This window comes from Roseofilum sp., from assembly GCF_982964205.1.
The window spans coordinates 24,561-50,021 of sequence record NZ_CEZBFX010000009.1 but is presented as its reverse complement, the minus strand read 5'-3'; the positions used below and the strand labels follow the sequence as shown (position 1 = coordinate 50,021).

Genomic DNA, 25,461 nt, shown 5'->3' with positions numbered 1-25,461 from the left:
GAAGATTGCACCCGGTAACCCAGAGGCGATCGCGGCGTTGCTCAAAGTGATCGCTACCACTGGGGATGAATATACCCGGTTGCGGGCGGCAGTGAGTTTAGAGAACATCGATCCAGGTAACCCAGAGGCGATCGCGGCGTTGCTCAAAGTGATCGCTACCACTGAGGATGAAAAGACCCGGAGGCAGGCGGCTTGGAGTCTAGGCAAAATCATCACCACCAACCCACAACGCCAAAGTGTTGTCTCTGCTCTCCAACCTCACCTGAGCGATGAAACCTACGAAAACAACTTTGACCTCTTCAAGGAGTGCTACAACCTCCTCTGGAACATTGCCCAAGATCTCCCCTACCCCGACTTCTACCGCGCTTGGCATCATCTCGACACTGCCCCCCATCCCGAAGTCGCCGACCAAACCCCGGTAGGCAAAACCGCCCTCACGGACACCCTCAACGCCCAACTCCTCGACCTCCCCAACCAACTGCACCCCACCCCCCACACCACTCCCGTCTGTGTGGATATCCAACACTTAACCCAAATTACCGATGAAGATAAACTCGCCAAAGCCTTGAGTAACCGCATCTTTAAGCAGCTCTTCCCTGGGCAAACCCTGCCGAAAATTAGCGACTGTTTCGACCTGGAAACGGAACTGATCAACGCCCAACCCCGCCCCCACATTGCCCTAATTCTGCACAACGGCGACCCCCAAGAGTCCCTCCTGCATCTGTGCCAGTTCCTCGCTCCCACCGTCTCCATTGCCTGGATAACCCCCACTCCCCTCGATGCTCCCCTGCGCGGCTTCCCCCCAGATCGGGAGAACTTAGTCTCGGCGCTGCAATCTTGGCTAGACTCCCTGGTGTGAAAAGAAACCGGGTTTCTAAGGACTTTCCTGATGGGATGCCAGATTGGGCAAGAAACCCGGTTTCTCTCTCTTCGTTATTATCGCAAAAATCGAGTAGTGACCACGAAAGTTCAAATTTAGATAAAATATCAGCAAATCCCCTCTTCTCTGTCAGCGCGATCGCTTGCCGACAGTTATCGATTTCCATACTGCCAATATTATAGGTATCATCAGAAGAGATGAATTGACTATAACCCAATATTTGATGCCGATTGGCGATCGCGAATGCCAATCTTAAGGATTAAACTGATAATCGCGCAGCCAAATCTGAATCGCCTCGGAAATGGCGGCTTCTCGACTCTCTGGTAAACGAAGCAACCGCTCCCCATCCGTCACCGCAGACAAGAGTAAGACTAACTCCCATCCCTGTTCAGTCTCGCTCAAAAATAGCCAATAATAGATCTGGCGATCCACAATAGTCAGTCCTTGATAGGTGCGCTCTAAGGAGGTGAGAAACACTTGGCGGGAATTTTCCGGAATCTCTTCTTCAAAGGGAAGAGGTAAAGGGTCAAAATCGGGTTTTCCCACCGTAATGACTGAGGGTAAAGGATTGGGTTTTATCCGGTCGCGCTGACGCTGAATCATCCGATTGGCATAACCGGGAAAATCCCGCACCATATCCTGGATTAACTGCTCAAAATTATCCCCATAGCGCTTCGCGCTAGGGAATAGGGAATGGGGAATAGGGAATAGGATTGTGGTATATGGCTTTGGCGATGCAGCAGTGTCCTCCAATACAGCACTTTGTGCTGTATTGGTTGAGGCAACCCTAACTTCTGAACCTTCATACACAACCCAAGGATGTCCGAGGGTCAATTCCCAGAACAGCATCGGATTTAACCTGTAAGCTCATCAATAATCCGCCTCCAGGCTCCTTGGGGATCGGCAGCCGCTGTGATGGGCCTGCCAATTACCAAATAACTCGCCCCTGCTTTGAGTGCCTCTTGGGGAGTCATCACCCGTCGCTGGTCTCCCCCTTCTGCCCAAGTCGGGCGCACTCCTGGACAAACCAACAGAAACTCCTCACCACAGACGCGCCGTAGCCCAGCCGCTTCCTGGGGAGAACAGACAGCTCCCTGAATGCCCGATTCCTGGGCGAGTAGAGCCATCTGTAGAGCATATTCAGGCAACTCCACAGGCACTTTGAGATCGAAGGCTAAATCCCGCGAATTTAAGCTTGTGAGCAAGGTAATTGCTAAGAGATTCGGAGGGGATAATCCCACTGATTCCGCCCCTTCTCTGGCGGCTTCTAGGGCACGTTGCAAGGCGGTTCGACCGGCCGCTCCATGGACAGTCAGCAAGTCCACCCCATAGCGTCCGGCGGCTCGACTGGCTCCAGCCATGGTATTGGGGATATCATGAAATTTGAGATCGAGAAAAATGCGCTTGTGCCGTTGTTTGAGTTCATCAAGGATGCTGGGCCCACTGCTGACAAATAATTCGAGGCCCACTTTCCAGAACTCGACATCAGGCAATCGATCCAAAAGAGCGATCGCTTCTTCCCGACTTGAAACATCCAACGGCACGATAATGCGGTGGCCAGCCGTCATACATTCCCCTCCTTATTTGACCAACCGCGCAAACTTGTTTTTACCAACCTGCAACACTTTGCCCTCCATCTCCTCAACTTCTTCAAACACTAAATTGGGATTGCTCACTTTTTCCCCAGCTAATTTTACCCCACCGCCTTGGATCAAACGCCTCGCTTCCGAAGACCCCTTCGATAATCCCGCTGCGCTGACAATGTAAAATAACTTGGCTGGAAACTCCACATTTTGCAAACTAAACTCAGGAATCGTTCCCGCTTCCCCTTGACTTAAAGCGGCTTTTTGGGCTTCTAAAGCCGCTTCCTGCCCCTTATATTGAGTCACCACATCCAAGGCTAATACCTTTTGCCGTTCCCTAGGATTTTCGGGTAACTCATCCCAAGAAAGATCGGTCAACAACTCCACATAGTCTTGAATAATGGAATCCGGAGTTTTTTCCAACTTAGAATACATCGTGACTGAATTCTCCCACAGTCCCACATAATTGCCCAAAGACTTCGACATTTTCTGCACTCCATCCGTCCCCAGCAAAATCGGGACTAACAAACCAAACTGCGGTTTCAGTCCAAAATGGCGCTGTAAATCTCGACCCACGGCAATATTAAACTTTTGGTCAGTTCCTCCTAACTCCACATCAGCTTTGACTGCCACAGAATCATAGCCTTGCATCAGAGGATAGAGAAACTCATGCAGATAGATCGGATTTTCCTGGCTATAGCGTTCAGCAAAGCCTTCTTTCGCCAACATTTGGCCCACCGTCATCGTGGCCAAAAGTTTTAAAATTTCACTTAAATCTAACTGGCTCAACCATTCCGAGTTATAGCGAATTTCCAAGCGTCCGGGAGTCTCAAAATCGAGAATAGGACGCAATTGATCCAAATAGGTTTGGGCATTTTCCTTCACCTGTTCGGCCGTTAATTGACGGCGCACCTCAGATTTTCCGGTTGGGTCACCAATTTGAGCGGTAAAATCACCAATAATCAAAACTGCTGTATGGCCAGCATCCTGAAAGGCTCGCAATTTCCGCACAGCAATACTATGACCGAGATGCAAATCTGTCCCAGTGGGATCGATGCCTAATTTTACTCTCAACGGTTGTCCGGACTGCTCAATGCGTCGTTGTAAGTTCTCATCAGGATCGTTGCTATCGGGGCGATCGGGAAAAATTTCACTTACACCGCGATGCAGCCAATTCCAGGTTGAGTTGATACTTGTCATGGGATCAGAAGTTCTATAATCCATTAATATTTTGCTAATCTCTGTAATAACTGTTAACAGTTATCGCGGGTACAGGTTAAACTATGGGTCAGTCCCCATTCATCTATCCCCTAAGACTCAAGGTCTGGTTCTTATCCCTATCCATTTGTTCGAGCTGAGGAAGTTAAATCATCGTGTCGTCTAATACTATCAGTCGTAAGCCATCTAAATCTATTACCCCGGCCCTTCAATTTGTCCAAGGTGTGGGCAAAGTGGCAGGGGGTACGATTTTGGGAGTGATGATGCTCACCAGTTCTATCTTTGCTGGAGGACTGGTGGGTTTGGCCTTAAGTTTTCGGAATCTGCCAGATGTCCGCAGCCTGAGAAGCTATATGCCAACAGAGACCAGCTATATCTACGATATTAATGGCGAACTGCTGACTCGGATTCATGATGAGGCGAACCGGGAAGTGGTGCCTCTAGAGCGAATCGCTCCCCACTTGAAACTGGCGGTGTTGGCGATCGAAGATTCCCATTTCTACCAGCACAATGGGATTAATCCCAGTAGTGTCGGTCGGGCATTGTTAGCCAATATTGAGAAGGGAGGGATTCGAGAGGGGGCTTCCACCATTACGATGCAGTTGGTGAAAAACCTGTTTCTGTCTCCAGAGCGGCAATTGAGTCGGAAGGTCGCTGAAGCGGTTTTAGCCCTGCGCTTAGAGCAAATTCTGACCAAAGATGAGATTTTAGAACTGTATTTGAACCAAGTGTACTGGGGTCATAATACGTATGGAGTGGAGACGGCTGCCCAAAGTTATTTTGCGAAAGCGGCGGCGGATCTAACGTTGGCAGAATCAGCAATGATGGCGGGTTTGATTCAAGCGCCGGAGAGTTTTAGCCCCTTTGTGGATTATAAGTTAGCGAAACGACAGCAGGCGATCGTTTTGGGGCGGATGCGAGAATTGAATTGGATTACGGCTGAAGAAGAGAAAGAAGCAAAAGAACAGCCGTTATTAGTGGGACGGGTGACTTCTTTTGGTCAAAGTAAAGTGCCCTATTTAACGGAGGCAGTGATTCAAGAACTCTCAGACCGCTTTGGTCGCGATATGGTGGTCAAAGGGGGATTGCGGATTCAAACCACGATCGATCTGAGGCTACAACGAATTGCCGAGCAAACGGTTAAGGATTGGCATAGTCGCCTCTATAGCCGAGGTGTTTATTACGATTACGATAATGGACAATTAGCTCTTGTAGCGGTTGACCCTCGCACCCACTTTGTGAAAGCGATGGTGGGAGGGTTTGACTATGAAACCAGTCAATATAACCGAGCGGTGCAAGCGCAACGACAACCGGGATCTTCGTTTAAACCGTTTGTTTACTATGCGGCATTTGCTAGTGGCAAGTATACACCTGAGTCGGTGGTGAATGACTCACCAGTCAGGTATCGGGATGGTAGTGGCTATTATTCACCCCAAAACTATGGGGGGAGTTTTTCTGGCGCGGTCAGTTTGCGTAAGTCTCTTGAAGTATCTTTAAATGTGCCAGCGGTTAAGATTGGTCAAGCGGTTGGTCTGAATAAGGTCGTTGAAGTCGTCCGAAATTTGGGGATTAAAAGTCCCATGGACCCGGTAATTTCCTTACCCCTAGGATCGGTTGATTTAACGCCTTTAGAGATGGCTGGTGCGTTTGCGACGTTTGCGAACAATGGTTGGCATTCCCAGCCGACGTTTATTGCCCAAGTGATTGATAGCCATGGCAATGTTTTATTGGATAATACACCTAAGCCGAAGCTGATTCTCGATCCTTGGGCGGTGGCTTCTCTCAATAGTACATTGCAAGGGGTGATTTCACGGGGAACAGCTACTGGTGCTAGATTGGGTCGTCCAGCGGCTGGTAAAACGGGAACAACTACTTCGGAGCGGGATATTTGGTTTGTGGGTTATGTACCCCAATTGTCTGTAGCGGTTTGGGTCGGCAATGATGATTATAGACCTCTGGCTAAGGGAGTTACTGGAGGTACATTTGTAGCTCCGATTTGGCGCGATTTCATGCACAAAGCTTTGGCGAATGAACCGGTGGAGAAATTCCGTTCTCCAAGTGAATTTCCCCGACCACAGCCATAGGATGGGTTCAATATTTACGATTGTTTTTCTAGTTCAGATTTCATCCGCTCTAGGGTGAAATTCATTTGATCGAACATTTGTTGTGGGGTGACTCCAAATTGGCCCAACTGGGTTTTGAGCTGTTCAACGGTCATTTGGGCTATGAAGTCTTCGGAGAGTTCAAAGCGTTTCATAAATACTTTATATCGATCCATTAAGGCTTCCATCTGTTCGATGAACAGCTTTTTTCCTTCTCGATCGAATTTGCCATAGTCACTGCCAAGTTGGATCAGGGATTGATAATCCTCAAAGAGTTTCTTTGCTTCTTGTTGAACAATTTCTGAATCAAAAAATCCCATGGCTTTTTTTGGATAGGTTTACTAACGGTGTTAAGGGCATTGAGATGATGCACTTGTTTTATTCTAATGGAGTCGGAGGTTCGAGTAAAATTCGGTTTTCCGTATTTATAGGGAATGGGGAAATTACGAGACACGGAGATGCGGGGATATGGGGACGCGGAGAATGGTTTTGTCAGTGTGCTGAAAGAGGTGTAGAATAAGAGAAAAGCCAAAGAGCTGAAAAGTAGAGTAGACCATACATGGACAATTACCGCTCTGCAAATATGTAGTTCAAGATGCACAAGTAAGGATGGGTTGTTGTTATTCGTAGTAACCATCGAGTATGGATGCCGTCACACTAGCAAGTCAGATCAAATCCGAATAATCAGTTACGATATGTCATTGCGAAGGTCGCGCCAGTGGAATGAAGCAATCGCAACAATCCCCAATCTTGGTGATTGCTTCCCTCCGATCGCAATGACAACTGTCTAATACCATTTATCTATGATGATGCGCTTTAAAAAGGGGCCCCCAGCCCCTTACCTCCCAAGGATCGATTAATGGCAATCTTAAAGAGAAATGGGATAACCGGATTTGATATCAGAAGCAAACAGAAGCAGTCATTTCGGCACATTGATAAAAGAGGGTTACGTTAAGACAGTGGGAGCGCGATCGCAAATTTCGTCCCTTTCCCAAATTCCGATTCAAACCAAATTTTTCCCCCATGTTGCTTTTCGATAATTTCCCGAGTAATGGAAAGTCCTAAACCAGTTCCTTTCCCGACACCCTTAGTCGTAAATAAATGATCGAAAACTTTATTTTGTGTTGCTTCTGCCATTCCTATGCCATTATCTTCAATCCAGATAATGATTTGATTTTTTTCTGCACCCACTTCAGTTTTAATGGTAATCCGTTGAGGTTGAGAATGAGAAGGATTTTGTAAGGCCTCATCAAGGGCATCGATCGCATTAGAGAGAAGATTCATAAACACTTGATTGAGTTTTCCTGGAAAACAGTTAATTTCCGGCACATCACTATATTCTTTAAGCACTTCGATCTTGGGACGTTCTCCAGTCTCTTTGAGGCGATGTTTTAAAATTAATAATGTACTATCAATTCCTTCATGAATTGTAAAATTAACTTTGCGATCGCTATCTCTACGAGAAAATGTGCGGAGGGATTTGCTAATATTGCGAATGCGATCGGCACCGTCTTTCATCGATGTAATTGTTTTCGGTAAATCTTCAACCAAAAAATCCAGTTCAATTTCTTTAATGTATTCTTGGATTTGTGCATCACGATCCGGCCCTTCATTTTGGTAAAGATCTACTAATCGAATTAAATCTTGAATATATTCAAAAGCATAGTTAATATTTCCATCAATAAACCCAATCGGATTATTGATTTCATGGGCAACTCCGGCTACCAGTTGACCTAATGTTGCCATCTTTTCACTTTGTACTAATTGTAACTGGGTTTTTTTTAGCTCTTCTAAATTATTTTCTAATTGTAAATTTGCACTTTCTAGTTGACGATTTGTACGTTCCAATTGTTGCACTGTATTTTCTAGTGTAACAGCTTTTTCTTGCAGTTTTCTGTCCTGATTTTCTGTTTTGTCTTGCAATTTTTTTTGCAATTTGGATAAGGTGATATGCGTTTTAACGCGAGCTAAAACTTCTGCTGCTTGAAAAGGTTTAGTCATATAATCAACTCCTCCTATCTCAAACGCTTTGACTTTATCAAATACATCGTTGAGGGCACTAATAAAAATTATGGGGATATCTCGCGTGCGCTCATCAGCTTTCAACTTCTGGCACACTTCATACCCATCCATTTCTGGCATTTGAATATCAAGTAAAATCAAATCAGGATATTCCCGATGAATTCCTTGAAAAACCAATCGTCCGTTAGGGACAGGACGAACCTTATAACCTTGTTCTGATAATATACGGATTAAGAGTTGAAGATTAGCAGGAGTATCATCAACAACAAGAATGTTTCCTGGTTCTGGATCAATGGAATTAAAGTTCATAATTTTGATAATCAAGATTTGTATATTAGTCAGGCACCTATATACTTAGCAGTTTAGCTCAACAAATTTAGCACTTTATCGTATTCAAAGCGATCGCAGAATTGTTGCACAGTTTCCGCCAGAACTTCATCAACTTGACGAATTTCTAGAAGGGTTCCAGCGATCCCACTTAAATCCGATCTCAAGATAACATCTTGTAATTTCTCTTTTAGGGTGTCCGGTAACGCTTTCATTTTTTCTTCAATGGATTCTTGAATTTCTTCTTCTTTACTCGGCGTGCTCTCAATTTCCTCGTAAAGAAAGCGCACTCCGATATGTTCTTCCATCTTCTGGAAAATCTCTTCCTCTCGAAATGGCTTCCTCACAAAATCGTTGCACCCTGCCGATAGTACCACCACTTTTTCTTCTTCTAAGACGCTTGCAGTGAGGGCAATTATTGCCACGGCTTGCCCTTTTGTTGTTGCTTTGATCTTTTGCGTGGCAGTATAGCCATCCATCACTGGCATTCGCATATCCATCCAAATCAGTTGCGGTTCCCACTCTTCCCAGATTTTGATAGCTTCTTGTCCATTACTCGCTTCTTTGAGTGACAATCCCAAGGGAGAGAGGAGTTTGATTAAAAGTTGGCGATTGAGGGGTTTGTCATCGACGATGAGGATGCGATAGCGGGGTTGGTTGGGTTCGAGGGCAATAACTGGACGTTTGGGGGCTTTACGTTCAATATCGCTCTCTTTAACCATGGTAGCTTTGATTTCAAAGGAAAAGGTCGTACCTTTGTTGACTTGCGACTTGACTTGGATATCGCCTCCCATCAGTTGCACGAATTTGCGAGAAATGGGCAAACCCAAGCCGGTTCCTTCTTGTGCTTGTTTTCCGCTTTCGGTTTGGACAAAGGCTTCAAAGAGCTTGTTGAGTTCTTCAGGAGCAATTCCCGCTCCGGTATCTTCGACTTCAAATAGAATGCGAGTAGAATTTTCATTTTGGGCTTCTTTGCCCACTCGAACGGAAATGCCCCCTTCTTCGGTAAATTTAATGGCGTTGTTAATGAGGTTGATTAACACTTGACGAAGTTTGACTTCATCGGTGCGAATATATTGAGGGATCTCGTTGGTATGCTCGACCAAAAGTTGCAGTCCTTTGGCTTCGGCTTTGAGGTGCAGCATATCTTCAATATCTCCGAGAAGCTGATGGAGATCGAAGTTTTTCTCATTGAGGGTGATGCGTCCAGCTTCAATTTTCGAGAGATCCAAGATGTTGTTAATCAAGGTCAGCAGATGTTCGCCACTACGATTGATAATACTGACATTTTCTTGATGTTCCTTGGGCAAGGTTTGGGAGCGGGTCATAATTTGCCCGAAACCGAGAATGGCATTGAGGGGACTCCTCAACTCGTGGCTCATATTGGCCACAAAAGTACTTTTAGCTTGATTGGCAATTTCGGCTTTTTCTTTGGCGATCGCTAGTTCTGCAGTTCGCTCTCGGACTCGGCCTTCGAGGGTTTCAAATGATGCTTTAAGCTTGATTGCCATGCGATTAAAGGCATTCGCAAGAGTATTGAGTTCGGAAATTGTCCCACCAGAGACTTCCTGCTCTAAATCTTTGCGAGACAGGGCTTCTGCCGATCGCGCCAAACCCAAAACGGGTTGAGTCACCCAGCGCGAGGTATAGAGTCCGAGGAGTGCAGCAGCGATGAGTGCTAAAAGACAGAGTAAAACCGTATTTCGGGTATTGGCATCGATCTGCTCCATAAAATCAGCTTCGGAAACCACGACAACGATCAACCAATCCAAACCATAATTGTCTTGAAAGGGGGAAATGCTGGCAAACTGACGTTGACTATCAATCATAAATTCGAGTTGATTTTCCTCGTCGATCGATGCAAAACCTGGAAATTTTTCTTGTATTGCCAGGGCTGTTTGGCGAATTAAGGGAATTCCACTCTCATTTGCTGGCAATTTCTCCGCTTCTTCTCCTTGAAGTGCTTCGACATAAGGAGATTCATCGCTGGAACTCCCCACCAGAAAGCCATCGCGCTCGATAATAAAAACTTTACCCGTTTTTCCAACTTCAATTTGACCCAAAAACTTGCTAATTCCCTCCAAGGAAAAATCTACGGCTGTAACGCCGAGAAGTTGGCCGTCATTGTCATAAAGGGGTTGACTGGCTGTTGTTCCCAAAATTCCTTCAGCATAGATATAAACATCTGTCCAAGTCGCTTTTTTCGCTTTTACTGCTTCGCGAAACCAAGGACGCTGCCGTGAATCATAATTGTTGGCAACGATCGCGCCATCTTCTTCATAGTAGGGTTGCGAGGTTTCATAACCCATTTCATCGGCGACATAGCTATGTAAGCCCCCTGGCTTGAAATCCGGTGTATAAGCCAATTCGATATTCTTTTCGCCCAAATCAAATAATCCCGCACCTGCATAACCTCCAGCAGCATTCCCAAAGAAAATAAAGAGCGGTACGGTTTGGCCAAAACTCTGACTCTGATTCCAAAAATGTTGCATTAATTCCGAGCGATCGCCAATATCGAGCATACCGAGAGCGATCGCTCTGGCATTCATTTGATTGATTTCAATGGGTTTAGCCATAAAGCTGGTCAAGTGAAGTTTAACGCGGGCGACCACTTCTTGGCGGAGTTGACGGACAACATCATTGACTGCTTTTTGACCGTTGCGGATGGAAAAATAGCCCGTTAGGCTAACTGCTACAATAATTTGGGTAATAAAAGGGAGGACGAGAATAAGGCGTAAAGGGAAGAAGCGAGCGTTTTTTTGTTGAGAAACGATTTGCTTAGTCAATTTAACCTCCAGATATGATGAAATTTATAGTTCAATTTTCTCTGCTAATTTATTAATTATCATAATCATGATTCCCCCTAATACGGGAGGCATCATTAATCACTTCTTTTTCCGGGAAATCGCTAGAAGAAATTATCTCATCTCTCCCTATATTTTAACTTGCATCACTCTACTATAGCTAGGGTATAATAGCTTTTCTAAGATAACCTTTTGATCAATAAGCGTCTACTCTAATCCTTTTCTCTCACTCTTGGAAATTGTGATGTTTCGGTATCACCTAGAGATCGAAGGTTTTAGCGAGTGCCACGCTTTTTCAATACTTTTTTCCTCTGCATAAATCCCTTCACTTAATTCCTACCTGATTGGGCATACTGAGAAAAGAAGGGTAATTCTACGAAATTTAGGGCTATCAGAGGGTCTATTATATGTATAAGCAGATTAGGATGGGCTTTATAGGTGAAATGAGGTGTTGAATAAGGAAAAGAGTCGAAAAGTAGGTATGATTTTGGCGTTTTCTGGGATGTTGATTCCGATCGCCGGATTGCATAAGTTTTATTTAGGTCAACCTTTATGGGGGGCGATCTATTTATTATTGTCTTGGACTCCAATTCCCCATGTGGCTAGCGCAATTGATGGCGTGTGGTATTTGGTACAAAATGATGAAGAATTTAACCAGAATTATCCCGGCCCGGTTCCTGTTATTCCAGGACTGAAAATCCCCCAAGTCAATTGGTCAAAGTTTTGGCCGAAGCAGGATTCTACACCAACTGGCCCGATCGCCGATCGAGTAGAGTCGGTAGCGGATGCCCTACGGGAGTTAGAGGCTTTGCGTCAAGAGGGACTGATTACTGAGTATGAGTTTGAACAGAAACGCCGCCAACTTTTAGACAAGATTGCTTAGGGTAAGGAGGCAATTTAGGCAGTTGGGGAAGTTTGGGCAATGCAGGAAGCGTCGGGAGAGGAGGTAGGGTAGGCAGAGACTGAAGACTGGGCAAGGAGGGGAGGGAGGCCCTGTGACCCCATATACTAGAGCGTTGTGACGGAACGGGCCAACCGAGGTGGGTGGGTTGTTGATAAATGCGTTTCAAGGTATTGAGGTCGCGAGAGGAGATGGGGGGAGGATTGGGCACTTGGGAGAAATAGAGCGCGTCGGTGGGTTCGGGAGAATGGCCCCAAATACCGAGAGCATGGCCCAGTTCGTGACGAGCAGTGGCGAGGGTATATTCTGATGTTTGATTTGGAGTCAGGAAGATTTCACAGCGATGGAGCAGGTATTCCCGATCGGGCTGATGAGGAGGAGAGTCAAGATAGAGTTCATAGTTAGTGGTAGCCGATCGCACTCGTCCAAGCTGACCATCGGGGCCGAGTTTGAGGGGAGGATGCTGTCGGTGAATAATGATATGGGATCGATCGGGGCGATCGCTAATTTCTAAGGGCAAATAGGCTTGCCATTCCTCAATGGCACGGGTGACGGCTTCAACCCAACGCGGATCGGGGCTATCGACATCCAGAGACACTTGTACGGGGAATTCAGACCAAATTAAATACCCAATTTTGAGGGGTTTAATTGCTTCAAAATAGTCTCCGAGTTCTTCCGGATCGTGCCATTGGGCTAAAAGGGAGGGGAGGGGATGGGCTTGTGGTAGAGAAACCCTAATTCTGGGGGGAAGGGCTAGAATGGTTGTACAAGAAAAGACCGCCAACAGGACTGTGGCGATCGCGTAAGCGATGGGTCGTATCATCATGCCCATCCAAGATCTTAAGCATAGACCTTGACGGAAAAGGTTTAACCTTTTGGCTATCCATCGCCAAGGAGCCATGGCATTAACCAACAGGTTCTAACCATCCAGCGCTTAACACTACCGTTAAGCCAAGAAAGAGAACAGTTAAAGCCCAGGTTGTCCGATTTAAGGTTGTTTCAGCACTTTTAGCACTGGTAAATAACTGGGCTTGGCCGCCAATACCGCCAATACCGTCTCCTTTCGGACTATGGAGAAGAATTAAGACCACCAGACTAAAGGCTGAGATGGCCCAAACAATTTGTAGGATACTGACAACACTCATAGGGTGAAATGGAATAAACAATCATGGAATAATGAAGTGCGGGTTTACCGAGAGAGGGAAACCGGCGATCGATTGGGTTGCACTTCATAGACAGGGTTCTGAAACATAGATTTCCCAGTCATTTCCTTAGGTTGAGGAATTTGTAGAATTTCCAGGATGGTAGGGGCAATGTCTGCCAAACAACCATCGCTTCTCAAGGCAACATTGTTGCCATGGCCAGGAATTTTACGCTTTTCACCTTCAACCAGGATAAAAGGCACGGGATTTGTCGTATGGGCTGTCCAAGGATTCCCTTTCTCATCGTACATGAGTTCGGCATTGCCATGGTCGGCAATAATAATCGTGGTTCCTCCGACTTTACCGATCGCCTCGATCAGATGACCTAAGCAGCGATCGACCGTTTCAATCGCCTGAACGGCTGCATCCATCATTCCCGTATGACCCACCATATCCGGATTGGCATAATTAATCACTACCATAGAATAAACTTGTTCTTCGATGGCAGAAATGGCCGTTTCTGTGACGGCTTCGGCAGACATACTCGGCTGTCGATCGTAGGTGGGAACCTGGGGAGAGGGAATTAATTCTCGGTCTTCTCCTTCTACTGGATCTTCGAGTCCCCCATTAAAGAAATAGGTTACATGGGCATATTTTTCGGTTTCTGCACTGCGAAACTGTCGTAGTCCTTGTTGGGCCAAAACCTCTGCCAAAATATTGTTCAGGTTTTGGGGTTCAAAGGCAACAGATACCGGCAGACTTGCATCATATTGGGTAAACGTAACGAAAGACAGGGGATCGACGATCGTCCGCTCAAATCCGTCAAAATCGGGATCGACGAAGGCTTGGGTAAGCTGCCGAGCGCGATCGGGGCGGAAGTTAAAAAAGATTATGCCATCCCCCGGTTCTACTGAACCTGGAGCGCAACGGACAGGGATCGCAAACTCATCGGTGACTCCTTGCTCATAGGATGCTTTCAAAAGTGAGATCGCATCCCCTTGAGCAGTAATAGTATCGTCGATCAGGACTTGATAGGCTTTTTGCACCCGATCCCATCGGCGATCGCGATCCATGGCATAATAGCGGCCCATGAGGGTGACAATTTTCCCAACTCCCATGCAGTTGAGTTCTGCTTGCAGTTTTTCCAGGTTTTTCACCCCATCAGTGGGATAGGTGTCACGACCATCCATGATCGCATGAATACAGACTTGTTCAATCTCCTGTGTTTTGGCTAGTTTTAGTAATCCCAATAGATGGTCTAGGTGGGAATGAACCCCTCCGTCTGAGCAAAGTCCAATCAGGTGGAGTTTGCTAGAGCGGGATTTGACTTGCTCACAAACCGTTTGTAAAGCGGGGTTCTCTTGTAGGGAACCTTCTTCTACTGCATCACTAATGCGAAGCAGTTCTTGTTTTACAATTCGGCCTGCGCCAATGTTCATATGACCCACTTCTGAGTTACCCATTTGCCCTTGAGGTAACCCGACAGCTTTTCCAGAGGTTTGAATTAAGGTATTGGGGTAAGCTGCCTGTAGGCTATCCATTATGGGTGTTTTCGCGACGGCAATGGCGTTTCCGTCGGTGGCTTCACGGTAACCCCAGCCATCTAAAATGACCAGCACCACAGGAGATATCGGTGCTTTTGCCATAACCTCTTCACCCTTTTGCTGAATTTCTGTGCCCATCATACCATCAGTGTGAAAAAGCTGCTGCTTAAATTGCTGTAGAGGTGAAAGTTAATTGAAAATGGGAAGCTAAAATTAAGGGAGTTAGTTTAAGGTGTCGATAGTAAACAAGATGCGTTTTTGCACTTGTATTCTTCATGGTAATCAGGATCTTCTGGGTGGATAAAAGGCTATGAGCTTATTGGTTAAACGGGCGATCGCTTATCTGGGTGTATTTGTTATGGGAAGTAGTGCAGGTTGGCTAGGGAGCCGATATCTGGAGCGAGATCGGGTTTTAAGCTATTCCGATTCTTCTGCGGTTCCTGTTGTGTTGCCTCCTTTACCTCAACCTTCGGCGATCGCTAAATCAACGGAGCCTATCCCCACTAATTTTATTGCTAGAGCGGTGGAAAAAGTAGGCCCAGCCGTAGTCAGAATTGATGCCACTCGACGAGTAAAATCTCAGATTTCTCCACCATTTCGCAATCCGTTATTGGATCGGTTCTTTGGAGACGATATCCCTACTGAACCCGAACGGTTGGAGCGGGGAACGGGATCGGGCTTGATTTTGAGTACCCAAGGACAATTGATTACTAATGCCCATGTGGTTGAAGGTGCAGATGTAGTAGATATTACGCTCCGGGATGGGCGAACCTTTCAGGGAGTGGTCTTGGGTAGAGATCGGGTAACGGATATTGCTGTGGTTAAAATTGAGGCTCAGGGCTTGCCTGTGGTAGAAATCGGTGGCTCAGAGCCTTTAGTACCAGGACAGTGGGCGATCGCCATTGGCAATCCGTTAGGCTTAGACAATACGGTGACGGCTGGGATTATTAGTGCCACGGGGCGATCGAGCGCTCAAGTTGGAATTCCAGATAAGCGCGTGCGTTTTATTCAAACTGATGCTGCCATTAATCCGGGGAATTCGGGAGGCCCCTTATTAAATGAGCAGGGCCAGGTGATTGGCATTAATACAGCTATTCGCGCTGATGCCCAAGGATTGGGATTTGCCATTCCCATTGAAACTGCCCTACGGGTCGCCGATCAATTATTTACCACAGGTACAGCAGAACATCCATTTTTGGGCATTCAAATGGTGGATTTAACTCCTGCCGCCAAATCTTTATTGCAACAACAGCAATTCCCGATCGCCGAAAGCCTCAATGAAGGAGTGATTATTACAGGAATTGTCAAGAATTCTCCAGCGGAAAATTCCCAATTACAACCTGGAGATATTATTCTGAGGGTCGATGGAATTCCCGTACAAAAGGCCACAGAAGTCCAAGAGCTAGTAGAAGAATCTACCGTTGGCGAATTATTGTTTTTAGAAGTTAACCGAGCCGGTCAGAAAGTGGAGATTTCTATTCGCCCTGGAACCTTGCCCCAGTCTCAACCCTAAGCCTGGTCAATTGACCACAGCGTTCCGGATGAGAGGAATCCATCGAAGTAGGGGATCAAAATCAAGAATTAATCGGATTTTATTGCCACAAAGAACCCATGATTGATTATTATAAAGGTTGGATTATTCAAGTTTTTTTCGACGAACAATATTGGCACGTAGATCTAATAAGTCCAAAAGGAGATTATTCCGGAATGGGGTGTTTAGTCGGCATTCATTTCGATCCCTTTTCTGCTCTTCAGGAAGCTCGCGATCGCATTGACCGACGAAATGCTTGGACAAGCCTGGAGCAGGTCTTAGCCGAGTTTCGTGATTGTGGCTTGATTTCTGACACCGAATGGGATTATTTAAGGGACTCCTTAACCTGTTGGGTTGTACAGTAATGGAACAGGAATAGGGACTAAGTTAGGTGAATTCAAAGAAATTCGCGGTTGCTATAATCCTTGATTGGAGGCGCAGTTGAGCAATCTCCGGTTGACATGTGTATAGAAAAAGTGATATAGTTATAGACTATTTTGAGATAGTCTATGCCTCGTTCCAGTCAACCCATTCAACTGCCAACCCTAAAAGATGAAGCTCTTTGGCTTCATGCTTTAACCCATCGCTCTTATACGAATGAGCATTCAGATATCCTAGAGGATAACGAAGCATTAGAGTTTTTGGGAGATGCCGTTTTAGGGTTTTTAGTCAGCGAACTCATTTATAAGCGCTATGGCAGTTCCGTAAACATTACAGAAGCTCAAATGACACGATTGCGTTCTAAATTAGTCGATGAAAAGCAATTAGCGCGATTAGCCGAAGAATTAGGTATAGGTGAACTGATGCGTTTAGGGAAAGGGGCAATCCAAAACAATGCCCAGAACAATCCGGCTTTACTCAGTGATACATTAGAAGCAATTATTGGTGCATATTATTTAGATACCGGTATCGTCAAAGTGCGGCAGTTTGTAACTCGTTTGTTTACAGACATTGCTGATGATTTGATAGAGTCATCAGACGATCAAACCCTTCCAAATTTAATCGATAGTAAAGGAAAATTTCAGCAATGGGCATTGAAAGAATATCAACAAACACCAGAATATAAATTAGTCAAAGAAGCGGGAGAAGATCATGAGAAAATTTTCTGGGTTGAAGTTTGGGTAAAGGGGAAAAAGTATGGAGAAGGTCAAGGTCGTCGCAAAAAGGAAGCAGAGAAAAAAGCCGCTGAAGATGCCTTGCAGCATGTTGGTGGTTAGATCAATGAAAATGGGTAAGGGTTGGGTACAATTGCTTCTAGCAAGGATAATATAGAATCTATAAGGCGACCATTACCTGTTCCCTATCCCTCATTCCCAGCACAAAGCCCTATATTTTCATCTTCTACTCAGCAGAATTTCAGATTAAATTCACCAGAATGAATTATTCTATATCTTAGCTCAGAGTTGGGGAAAATGGAGTTAATCAGATGAACAGGGGTCTAGGTCAACGAGCGATCGCCTTAATCTTAATTGCATCTGGTGTTGCCTTAACGATTATCGTTCTGCAAGGGAAAAATATGCAGGACTTGCTCAAAACCCTACTGATCTCGATTCAATATTCTCAACAGGGTATTATCGCTTATATTCTCTTGTATAATCTTGCCACTGTACTATTAATTCCCGCTGTCATTTTAACCCTGGGTGGTGGTGCAATCTATGGCGTATTCTGGGGATCGGTTTATGTATTTATCGCTTCCACATTAGGAGCAACCCTGGCATTTCTATTAGGACGGTATGTTTCCAGGGATTGGGCAATCCGCAAACTCTCCCAATATCCCAAATTTCTTGCCCTCGATCGGGCAGTTGTTAAATCTGGATTTAAGATTGTATTATTAACTCGCTTATCTCCTATTTTTCCCTTTAATTTGCTCAATTATACCTTTGGAGTGATGCAAGTTTCTCTTCAAGATTATGTTTGGGGATCGATCGGTATGATTCCGGGTATTGTCGGTTATACTTATATTGGCTCTTTAATTGGGGATGTTACCCAATTAGGGAATTCCAGTCTGGATTTAGGGATCAGAGGACAGATGGTTCAAGGTACAATTTATGCGATCGGGACTTTAGCGACGTTAAGCTTGATTATTTATGGTTCAAAATTAGCTCAGAAAACATTAGAAGAAAGCCTATAGATCGAGGTGAATTCTATTTTTTATATTCCTCATTCCCCATTACCAGCCCATAGCGCTATATAACAAATTGTTACGAAAAACCCCCTAGATAGGTGACGTTTGCCCCCTTCAGTTGAGAGAATAGAGTGTGTGTTCGAGTTAAAACCTGAACGTCTCTATGAATGTTAATGAATTTCTAGACCGTTATGCCGCAGGGGAACGCTATTTTAAAGACGTTGACCTGTTCCGAGCTGAATTGAGTAGTGCTAGTTTACCCGGAATTCGCTTATTGCGAGCGGATCTATTTGCTGCGAATCTGTTTCGGATTAATCTATTAGGTGCTGATTTGTTTCGCGCTCGGTTAATTCGAGCCAATTTGTACTGTGCTAATTTGAGTGGAATTAATCTCAGTGAAGCAGATTTAATTGGTGCAGATCTTCGAGGCGCGGATTTAAGTGGTGCAGATTTAAGTAGCGCGGATTTAACTGGCGCAGATTTAACCGATGCTAATTTAAGCTATGCTGATTTAAGTCTGGCTAGTTTATGTCGGGCGAACTTAACAAATGCCCAATTCGACACAGCCAAGTTGGAGAAAACAGACTTGAGTAAAGCTGTTATGCCAGATGGGGGAAAACATACTTAAGAAAAAAGATCGGAACAAGGCAGAGGGCTTTAAATCACCTTGTTACGGCGATCCAGAACAGTGGGTTAAGTACAGCATAATTAGGGTATCTTCTGACATCTACACTTCAAAATTATGTAACTATAATTGAAATTAGATTATGTCAAGTCAATTTTTTTCCCAAGATAATGATGTGATGAACGTAGATCCTGGCAGTCAGGAAAGTCAGGTAGAAGCCTTAAAACAGGATTTTATCCGTAATCTGCATTGTATTCAAGGGAAAACGATTAATTTATCCACGCCCCATGATTATTATATGGCTCTGGCGTATACGGTGCGCGATCGCCTCCTGGATCATCGCCTCAATACCAGCAGTCGCTACCGCAAACATCAAGCCAAAACCGTCTATTACCTGTCCGCAGAGTTTCTCATGGGTCGCCAATTGAGTAATAATTTACTCAATTTGGGCATTTATGACGATACAGTAAAAGCCTTAACGCAATTGGGCTTAAACCTACAAGATTTGGTCGTTTTAGAAGCAGAACCCGGTTTAGGCAATGGGGGATTAGGTCGATTGGCTGCCTGCTTTTTAGATTCATTGGCTACCTTGAGTTTGCCCGCGATCGGGTATGGAATTCGCTATGAATTTGGCATTTTCGATCAACTGATTATCAATGGGGTGCAAATAGAACGTCCTGATAAATGGTTACGCTATGGAAACCCTTGGGAGGTGTATCGTCCAGAAGCCAGTGTGCGGGTGAAATTTGGCGGCTATACGGAATTTCACCCTGATGAATCTGGGCAAATGCATGTTCGGTGGATTGGCGATCGCGAAATTACTGGAACGCCCTATGATACTCCTGTCCCTGGATATCAAAATCAGACCGTCAATCGGTTACGATTATGGCGAGCTTATGCCACGGAAGAACTTGATTTTGCTCAATTCGATCGCGGAGATTATATAGGAGCTGTATCGGATAAAATTTTCTCAGAAAATATTTCTAAAGTTCTCTATCCAAATGATAATACTTATCAAGGTAAACAGTTACGTCTAGAGCAACAATATTTCTTTGTCAGTTGTTCTCTACAAGATATCATTAACCGCTATCGACGGCAATATGAGAATTTCGATCATTTCCATGAAAAAGTGGCCATTCAGCTTAATGATACCCATCCCTCCATTGGTGTAGCCGAGTTGATGCGGCTATTAGTGGATGAGTACAACTTGGGCTGGAATAGAGCTTGGTATATTACCAAGCATGTTTTTGCCTATACGAATCATACCCTACTTTCGGAAGCGCTGGAAACTTGGCCGGTGAGTTTATTTGAGTCGTTGCTCCCCAGGCATTTAGAAATCATTTATGAAATTAATCAGCGATTTTTAAATGAAGTTCGTTCTCGATATCCAGGGGATTTAGAGCGGTTATCGCGCATGTCTTTAGTGCAGGAAGATCCAGAGAAAAAGATTAGAATGGCCCATTTAGCTTGTGTAGGTTCCTATTGCATTAATGGGGTGGCACAACTGCATACTGATTTGTTAAAAGCTCAAGTTTTACCTGATTTTCACGACTATTGGCCGCAAAAGGTTCAAAATAAAACGAATGGCATTACACCAAGGCGCTGGTTGCTGTTGAGTAATCCCCAATTGTCTAAATTAATTTCCTCAAAAATTGTCCAGGACTGGATTACGGATTTAGATCAATTGCGAGGGATAGAACCTTATGCTGACGATCCTGAATTTCAACAGGAATGGCAACAGATTAAATATGACCATAAGGTGGCTTTAGCCGAGCATATTTTGTTGTTTAATGATTTAGAAGTGAATCCAGATTCTTTGTTTGATATTCAAGTGAAGCGGATGCACGAGTATAAGCGTCAACTGTTGAATGTGTTGCATATTATCACGTTGTATTATCGGATTAAGCAGAATCCTGGGTTAAATCTCGTCCCTAGAACGTTTATTTTCGCCGGGAAAGCCGCTCCAGGGTATTTTATGGCAAAAATGGTGATTCAGTTGATTAATGCGGTCGCAAGGGTGGTGAATCACGATCCAGAAGTGGGCGATCGCCTAAAAGTCGTATTCCTGGCAGGCTATTCCGTTTCCTTGGGACAAAAAATTTACCCAGCCGCCGATCTCTCAGAACAGATTTCTATGGCAGGAAAGGAGGCATCGGGGACGGGAAATATGAAATTTGTCCTCAATGGTGCAGTCACTATTGGTACATTAGATGGGGCAAATATTGAAATCCGGGAAGAAGTGGGAGAGGAGAATTTCTTCTTGTTTGGCTTAACCGCATCCCAAGCGCAAGCACTAAAAGCAAAGGGATACGATCTGAAATCCTATTATCACTGGAATCGCGAACTGAAAATGGTGATGGATGGAATTACGAAAAGGGAGTTTTCACCCGAAAATCCGGAGTTATTTCAGCCTATTATTGATTCCTTATTGGATCGGGATGAATATTTGCTCTTTGCTGATTATGCAGATTATATCAACTGTCAAGAACGCGTCAGTCAAGCCTATCAAGATCGGGCAAGCTGGACAAGAAAATCGATTTTGAATACGGCGAGGATCGGTAAGTTTTCTAGCGATCGCGCGATCGCCGAATACGCGAGAGATATTTGGCACATTCACCCGGTTTATTCATCTTAGCAATTAGGCAATAGGCAATAGAAAGTGGCCTAATATCATTCCTGTATCATGTTGCGCTTAACAAGGGGCTTAAAAGCCCCTTGCCTCTCACAATACCTTCGCCATTTTCCCGTAGGTTGGGTTGAACGAAGTGAAACCTATTCCCTATTCCCTAGCGCGCAGCGCTATATGAGCGTCGCGCTCTTCTAGGACATTAGCTGTATTACCTTTCCCTCTGGTTAAATTTGATCCGATAATAAAGGCCGCTAATCCAACGAAAGGACTAATTAAAGTAGGAAAGCCATCAAAATCGGGCGTAAATAAATCATTGGGAATATAGAGTAAAGTATTGTCCAAGCCAAATGTCGTAGGCATGAGAACAAACATGACAATACGAGTTAGCGTTCCCAAAATAATACAGGCTAAGGCTCCTTGTTTTGTTGCCCCCGGCCAATAGAGTCCTCCGGCTAGGGGAATTAATAATCCAGCAAAGCCAATATCAAAAGCTAAGAGTAAGAGAATCCCCGTTTGAGGAATACGCAAGGCAAAGAATAAGCCCATGGCGGTAATGACAACGGCCATTAATCGGGTAATTAATAATAAACGATCGCCGCCAGCATTGTGTTCATCATGGCGAATGCCGATAATATTATGGGCAATCACCGAAGACGTGCCTAAAATTGCCCCATCTGCTGTGGACAAAGAAGCAGAAAGAATCGCTGCAATCACCAAAAGTCCCACTAGGGGAGGAACAACGCCTTGTAGCAAGGCATAGAGCAGGGGCCCCTCTGGGGTAATATTCGCTTGTGCTAAAATAGACGGTGCAGACAACGCCACCATTGAGAACGGCACGCCAATCAGGATGGTTCCCGCAGAGCCAATAAAACAAGCTCTTTGGGCGGTTTCTGGACTATCGGAGGCAAAGACACGAGCCATAAAGTCAATCGCCACAATATCGCCCAAACCCAAGGCTAAGAGGGTTGCCCAGTTAATCGCTGCACCCGCTCCTGGATTGGTTAACTGCTCCAAGTGCATGGGGCCCATGCCTTCGGGAATGGTAAAGCCAAAGTTAAAGCCAATAAAACCCACTAGAGCAATCATACCGACTAAGGCGATCGCCACTTGAATCGCATCGGTATAAGCAACGGCAAACAATCCCCCACTAGCCGTGTAGATGAGGACAATCATGGCAATAAACATGGCTCCGGCAGTATAGTTCGTGCCCATGAATGCTTGGAACAAATAGCCCCCAGCCACCAGATTACCCGCCAGTAGAAAGGAGAAACTCAGCACCATAATCACTGATGCCACCCATTCTGTAGTGCGATCGTACTTGATACGATAGAAATCGGGTAGCGTAATCAATCCCATACGGTTCATCGGTTTAGCGAAAAACAGCGCCGTCAGAAACAAGCACAACGCTAAACCAATCGGTAACGACGCACCCGCCCAAAATCCAAATTCAGCCGCTAAATCCGTATTGCCCAAAGTTGCATTAGAATCCACCGACTGAGCCATCAAGGTGGCAGCCGCTAGGGGAAGAACCAGCCCCCGTCCAGCCACCAAATAGTTGACGCTATCTCCCTTAATCTGCTTAGAAGCCCAGACACCAATGCCTAGGGTTCCAAAGAGGAAGAGCAAAATTCCCCAGAACAAAATCTTTTCTGTCATAATTATTTTCTCCCGGTCTACTTAGACCGATGGACTGTTTTTGTGGTTTAGAGCTACTCCAAGTTTTGGCAGAACATTGGAGTAGCTTTTTTTAATTCAACCTAAACGGGCATCGCCAGCGGTTGAGCCGACGCTGGGGTTACTTGAGTGCGAACCCAAGTAAACCAAGCATCTAATCCCTCACCGGTTTTTGCCGATAGGGGAATGAGGGTAACGTGAGGATTGATTTGCCGCACGTTTGCTTCAAGCCGCTCTAGGTCAATGTCTAGATAGGGAGCGAGATCCATTTTGGTGACCAAGAGACAATCCGCTTCTTGAAACATAATTGGATATTTGAGGGGTTTATCTTCTCCCTCAGTAATGCTTAAGAGGGCAACTTTGGCATGTTCGCCCACCTCAAATTCTGCGGGACACACCAGATTGCCCACGTTTTCCACCAGAACTAAATCAAAGTCGGAAGGGGTGTATTGGTTGGCTAACTGGTGAATGCCTCCAGAGACCATCTTGGAGTCCAGATGACAGGAACGCCCGGTATTAATCGCAATGACGGGCACGCCATATTGACGCAGACGCTCGGCATCGAGTTCGGTGGTCATATCTCCTTCAATGACGACCATGTTGAGGTCAGAATGCAAGGCTTCTAAGGTTTTCTCTAGAAGAACCGTTTTTCCTGCACCCGGACTACTCATCAGGTTCAGACAAGTCATCCCCCATTCATCAAAATGGGCACGATTATGGTCTGCTCCCGCTTGGTTGGCATGGAGTAAGTTAATTTCTAAGGCAGCATCAAAGGTTTGGTGCATGGCTGGTTGGGGTTAATGGGCTATATTCAATGCGATCGATTTTGAGTTCTCGTCCAGAGCGAATATCTTCCATAGGAGAATTGCAGGTTGGACAGGCATAGTGCTGGCCAATTTGCGGTCGATATTCGATTTGACAGGAATGGCAAAAGGCGATTAAGGGTTTTTCTTGAATAGCCAGTTTGGCTCCTTCTAAAAACGTGTTTTGAGTTTGCACTTCAAAGGCGAATTGCAAGCTGGCCGGTTCGACACAGGTGAATTGACCAACGATTAGGTGAACCGTTTCTATTTTGGGCGATTCTTCTTGGTCATTCCACCAGTCTCGCAACGTCAAAATTAAGGCTTTGGTCATATCAGTTTCATGCACGTTGTTTACCTGCCTCTAGTGATATCCTCGGGTTAGGTCCATTCAACGTGTTCCGGTTGGGCTTCTGGATGAATATAGCTAGGCTTTTCTTGGCGAGGAAGTTGCTCAGAAATAACTAAATGAGCCATCGTATCACAGATGACGCGAGTGGCCATTAAAGCCGTGATATCACTAATGTCATAGGGAGGGGAAACTTCCACGACTTCTAAACCACAAACGGGAGTATTTTGGACAATTTTTTTCAGTAAGTAGAGTGCTTCCCTGGGTAGGAGCCCGCCGGGTTCTGGCCAACCGGTTCCGGGGACAAAACCCGCATCGATACAATCAATATCGAAGCTAATCCAAACACAATCTGTGCCATCGGTAGCTCGCTGTATGGCAAAGTCTGCGGCAGCATCTAATCCCATGTCTGTAATGTCGGTTACCGTTAGGATATTGGTCGCTCTCTCTCGACAAACTTTGACTCCTTGACGGGGAACTTGCCAGCCTCCAATTCCCAGTTGAACGAGGTTTTTAGCGGGGGCATTTTTGATGTTGGTGGCATGAAACCAAGGGCAGGTATGCATCCGTTCGTCTAAGTCGGTTTCTTGGGTATCCACATGGCGATCGAAGTGAATTATGCCGATTTTTTTATCTCCTAAGTGGCGACAAATACCACGCACGGTGGGGAATCCAATGGAATGATCGCCGCCTAAAACGATGGGAAATGCACCGGAATGAAAGACATGGGCAATGCCTTTGGAGATTTGATCGAAGGATTTTTCGTTGTTAGCAGGAATAGTGAAAATATCACCGATATCGCAAAGGGTGATTTGTTCGCGTAAGTCAATGCCAAGTTCAAAGTTATAGGGGGTGTAAAGGGCACTGATACGACGGATACCTTGGGGACCAAATCGAGTACCGGGACGGTAGGTGGTTCCGGAGTCGTGGGGAACGCCGATAATGGCGATATCGTAGTTGCCGACGTTCCGCACATCTTCTAAGTAAGGTGCTTTGAGAAAGGTGTTAATCCCGGCGTAGTGGGGGAGTTCTCCACGGGAAAAGGTGGGAATGGTGCGATCGCGGATACTTTGAGCAGCTTCTAAACCATATTCTAATCCGCGATCGACTTCCTGCTGCCAACCGCTTAGGGGTAAATTTCTCTCTTTTTCTAAAGCCTTCTGAGCTTCAGAATCAGGAGGTTGAAATGGAAGTTGTTCGCTCAT

The 25,461-nt window shown here is 45.4% G+C and carries 22 protein-coding genes; 9 read left to right on the top strand and 13 right to left on the bottom strand.

The window, feature by feature from the left end; genetic code table 11:
• A partial coding sequence (locus AC3A14_RS04530) for a HEAT repeat domain-containing protein (RefSeq protein ID WP_487778915.1) occupies positions 1-859 on the top strand: 859 nt, incomplete at its 5' end.
• A 273-nt stretch (positions 860-1,132) separates the two neighbouring features.
• Here the strand turns inward: AC3A14_RS04530 and AC3A14_RS04525 are convergent.
• From AC3A14_RS04525 to tyrS, 3 genes are read right to left on the bottom strand one after another with little or no spacing between them, the layout of a single operon-like run.
• Positions 1,133-1,729: a hypothetical protein gene (locus tag AC3A14_RS04525; RefSeq protein ID WP_318732511.1), complete on the bottom strand. Its 597-nt coding sequence runs from the start codon at positions 1,727-1,729 to the stop codon at positions 1,133-1,135.
• 5 nt (positions 1,730-1,734) lie between these two features.
• Positions 1,735-2,448 (bottom strand): orotidine-5'-phosphate decarboxylase, encoded by a 714-nt coding sequence (gene pyrF / locus AC3A14_RS04520; protein WP_318732513.1) that lies wholly within the window; start codon positions 2,446-2,448, stop codon positions 1,735-1,737.
• 12 nt (positions 2,449-2,460) lie between these two features.
• Positions 2,461-3,663, bottom strand: coding sequence for a tyrosine--tRNA ligase (gene tyrS / locus AC3A14_RS04515; RefSeq protein ID WP_318732514.1), 1,203 nt, complete (start codon positions 3,661-3,663; stop codon positions 2,461-2,463).
• Positions 3,664-3,836: 173 nt separating this feature from the next.
• Here tyrS and AC3A14_RS04510 point away from each other — a divergent pair, with 173 nt between their 5' ends.
• Positions 3,837-5,765 (top strand): transglycosylase domain-containing protein, encoded by a 1,929-nt coding sequence (locus AC3A14_RS04510; protein WP_318732515.1) that lies wholly within the window; start codon positions 3,837-3,839, stop codon positions 5,763-5,765.
• A gap of 14 nt (positions 5,766-5,779) precedes the next feature.
• Here AC3A14_RS04510 and AC3A14_RS04505 read toward each other — a convergent pair whose 3' ends face one another.
• The 3 genes from AC3A14_RS04505 to AC3A14_RS04495 form a co-directional block, all read right to left on the bottom strand.
• The gene (locus AC3A14_RS04505) at positions 5,780-6,103 is read right to left on the bottom strand and encodes a DUF1825 family protein (RefSeq protein WP_318732516.1); all 324 of its coding nucleotides are present in this window, start codon (positions 6,101-6,103) and stop codon (positions 5,780-5,782) included.
• Between the two features lie 631 nt (positions 6,104-6,734).
• Positions 6,735-8,114 (bottom strand): hybrid sensor histidine kinase/response regulator, encoded by a 1,380-nt coding sequence (locus AC3A14_RS04500; protein ID WP_318732517.1) that lies wholly within the window; start codon positions 8,112-8,114, stop codon positions 6,735-6,737.
• Between the two features lie 53 nt (positions 8,115-8,167).
• A complete protein-coding gene (locus AC3A14_RS04495; protein WP_318732519.1) occupies positions 8,168-10,918 on the bottom strand; it encodes an ATP-binding protein in 2,751 nt (916 codons plus the stop codon).
• Between the two features lie 466 nt (positions 10,919-11,384).
• Here AC3A14_RS04495 and AC3A14_RS04490 point away from each other — a divergent pair, with 466 nt between their 5' ends.
• A complete protein-coding gene (locus AC3A14_RS04490; protein ID WP_318702205.1) occupies positions 11,385-11,819 on the top strand; it encodes an NINE protein in 435 nt (144 codons plus the stop codon).
• Here AC3A14_RS04490 and AC3A14_RS04485 read toward each other — a convergent pair.
• From AC3A14_RS04485 to gpmI, 3 genes are all read right to left on the bottom strand, one after another.
• Entirely contained in the window at positions 11,764-12,663 is a 900-nt protein-coding gene (locus tag AC3A14_RS04485; protein WP_318732520.1) for a hypothetical protein, read from the bottom strand. The genes AC3A14_RS04490 and AC3A14_RS04485 overlap by 56 nt on opposite strands.
• Before the next feature lie 79 nt (positions 12,664-12,742).
• Positions 12,743-12,982, bottom strand: a complete 240-nt coding sequence (gene secG, locus AC3A14_RS04480; protein WP_271936181.1) for a preprotein translocase subunit SecG — start codon at positions 12,980-12,982, stop codon at positions 12,743-12,745.
• Positions 12,983-13,026: 44 nt separating this feature from the next.
• On the bottom strand, positions 13,027-14,625 hold the full coding sequence (gene gpmI / locus AC3A14_RS04475) for a 2,3-bisphosphoglycerate-independent phosphoglycerate mutase (protein WP_318732521.1): 1,599 nt from the start codon (positions 14,623-14,625) through the stop codon (positions 13,027-13,029).
• A gap of 208 nt (positions 14,626-14,833) precedes the next feature.
• Between gpmI and AC3A14_RS04470 the strand changes: the two genes are divergently transcribed.
• The 6 genes from AC3A14_RS04470 to AC3A14_RS04445 all read left to right on the top strand — a co-directional run bounded on the left by AC3A14_RS04470 (position 14,834) and on the right by AC3A14_RS04445 (position 21,439).
• The gene (locus AC3A14_RS04470; protein ID WP_318732522.1) at positions 14,834-16,036 is read left to right on the top strand and encodes an HhoA/HhoB/HtrA family serine endopeptidase; all 1,203 of its coding nucleotides are present in this window, start codon (positions 14,834-14,836) and stop codon (positions 16,034-16,036) included.
• 98 nt (positions 16,037-16,134) lie between these two features.
• Positions 16,135-16,419 (top strand): hypothetical protein, encoded by a 285-nt coding sequence (locus AC3A14_RS04465; RefSeq protein WP_318732523.1) that lies wholly within the window; start codon positions 16,135-16,137, stop codon positions 16,417-16,419.
• 144 nt (positions 16,420-16,563) lie between these two features.
• Complete coding sequence (gene rnc / locus AC3A14_RS04460; RefSeq protein WP_318702214.1) at positions 16,564-17,271, top strand: ribonuclease III; 708 nt, start codon at positions 16,564-16,566, stop codon at positions 17,269-17,271.
• 209 nt (positions 17,272-17,480) lie between these two features.
• A complete protein-coding gene (locus AC3A14_RS04455; protein ID WP_318702216.1) occupies positions 17,481-18,185 on the top strand; it encodes a TVP38/TMEM64 family protein in 705 nt (234 codons plus the stop codon).
• A gap of 157 nt (positions 18,186-18,342) precedes the next feature.
• Positions 18,343-18,807 (top strand): pentapeptide repeat-containing protein, encoded by a 465-nt coding sequence (locus AC3A14_RS04450; RefSeq protein WP_318732524.1) that lies wholly within the window; start codon positions 18,343-18,345, stop codon positions 18,805-18,807.
• A gap of 175 nt (positions 18,808-18,982) precedes the next feature.
• Positions 18,983-21,439, top strand: coding sequence for a glycogen/starch/alpha-glucan phosphorylase (locus AC3A14_RS04445; RefSeq protein WP_413039053.1), 2,457 nt, complete (start codon positions 18,983-18,985; stop codon positions 21,437-21,439).
• A 144-nt stretch (positions 21,440-21,583) separates the two neighbouring features.
• Here AC3A14_RS04445 and AC3A14_RS04440 read toward each other — a convergent pair whose 3' ends face one another.
• From AC3A14_RS04440 to AC3A14_RS04425, 4 genes are all read right to left on the bottom strand, one after another.
• Positions 21,584-23,089 (bottom strand): high affinity choline transporter 1, encoded by a 1,506-nt coding sequence (locus tag AC3A14_RS04440; protein ID WP_318732527.1) that lies wholly within the window; start codon positions 23,087-23,089, stop codon positions 21,584-21,586.
• Between the two features lie 101 nt (positions 23,090-23,190).
• Positions 23,191-23,892, bottom strand: a complete 702-nt coding sequence (gene hypB / locus AC3A14_RS04435; protein ID WP_318732529.1) for a hydrogenase nickel incorporation protein HypB — start codon at positions 23,890-23,892, stop codon at positions 23,191-23,193.
• Positions 23,876-24,256 (bottom strand): hydrogenase maturation nickel metallochaperone HypA, encoded by a 381-nt coding sequence (gene hypA / locus AC3A14_RS04430; RefSeq protein ID WP_271937143.1) that lies wholly within the window; start codon positions 24,254-24,256, stop codon positions 23,876-23,878. The genes hypB and hypA overlap by 17 nt, the downstream gene beginning before the upstream one ends.
• 32 nt (positions 24,257-24,288) lie before the next feature.
• Complete coding sequence (locus tag AC3A14_RS04425; protein ID WP_318732530.1) at positions 24,289-25,461, bottom strand: agmatinase family protein; 1,173 nt, start codon at positions 25,459-25,461, stop codon at positions 24,289-24,291.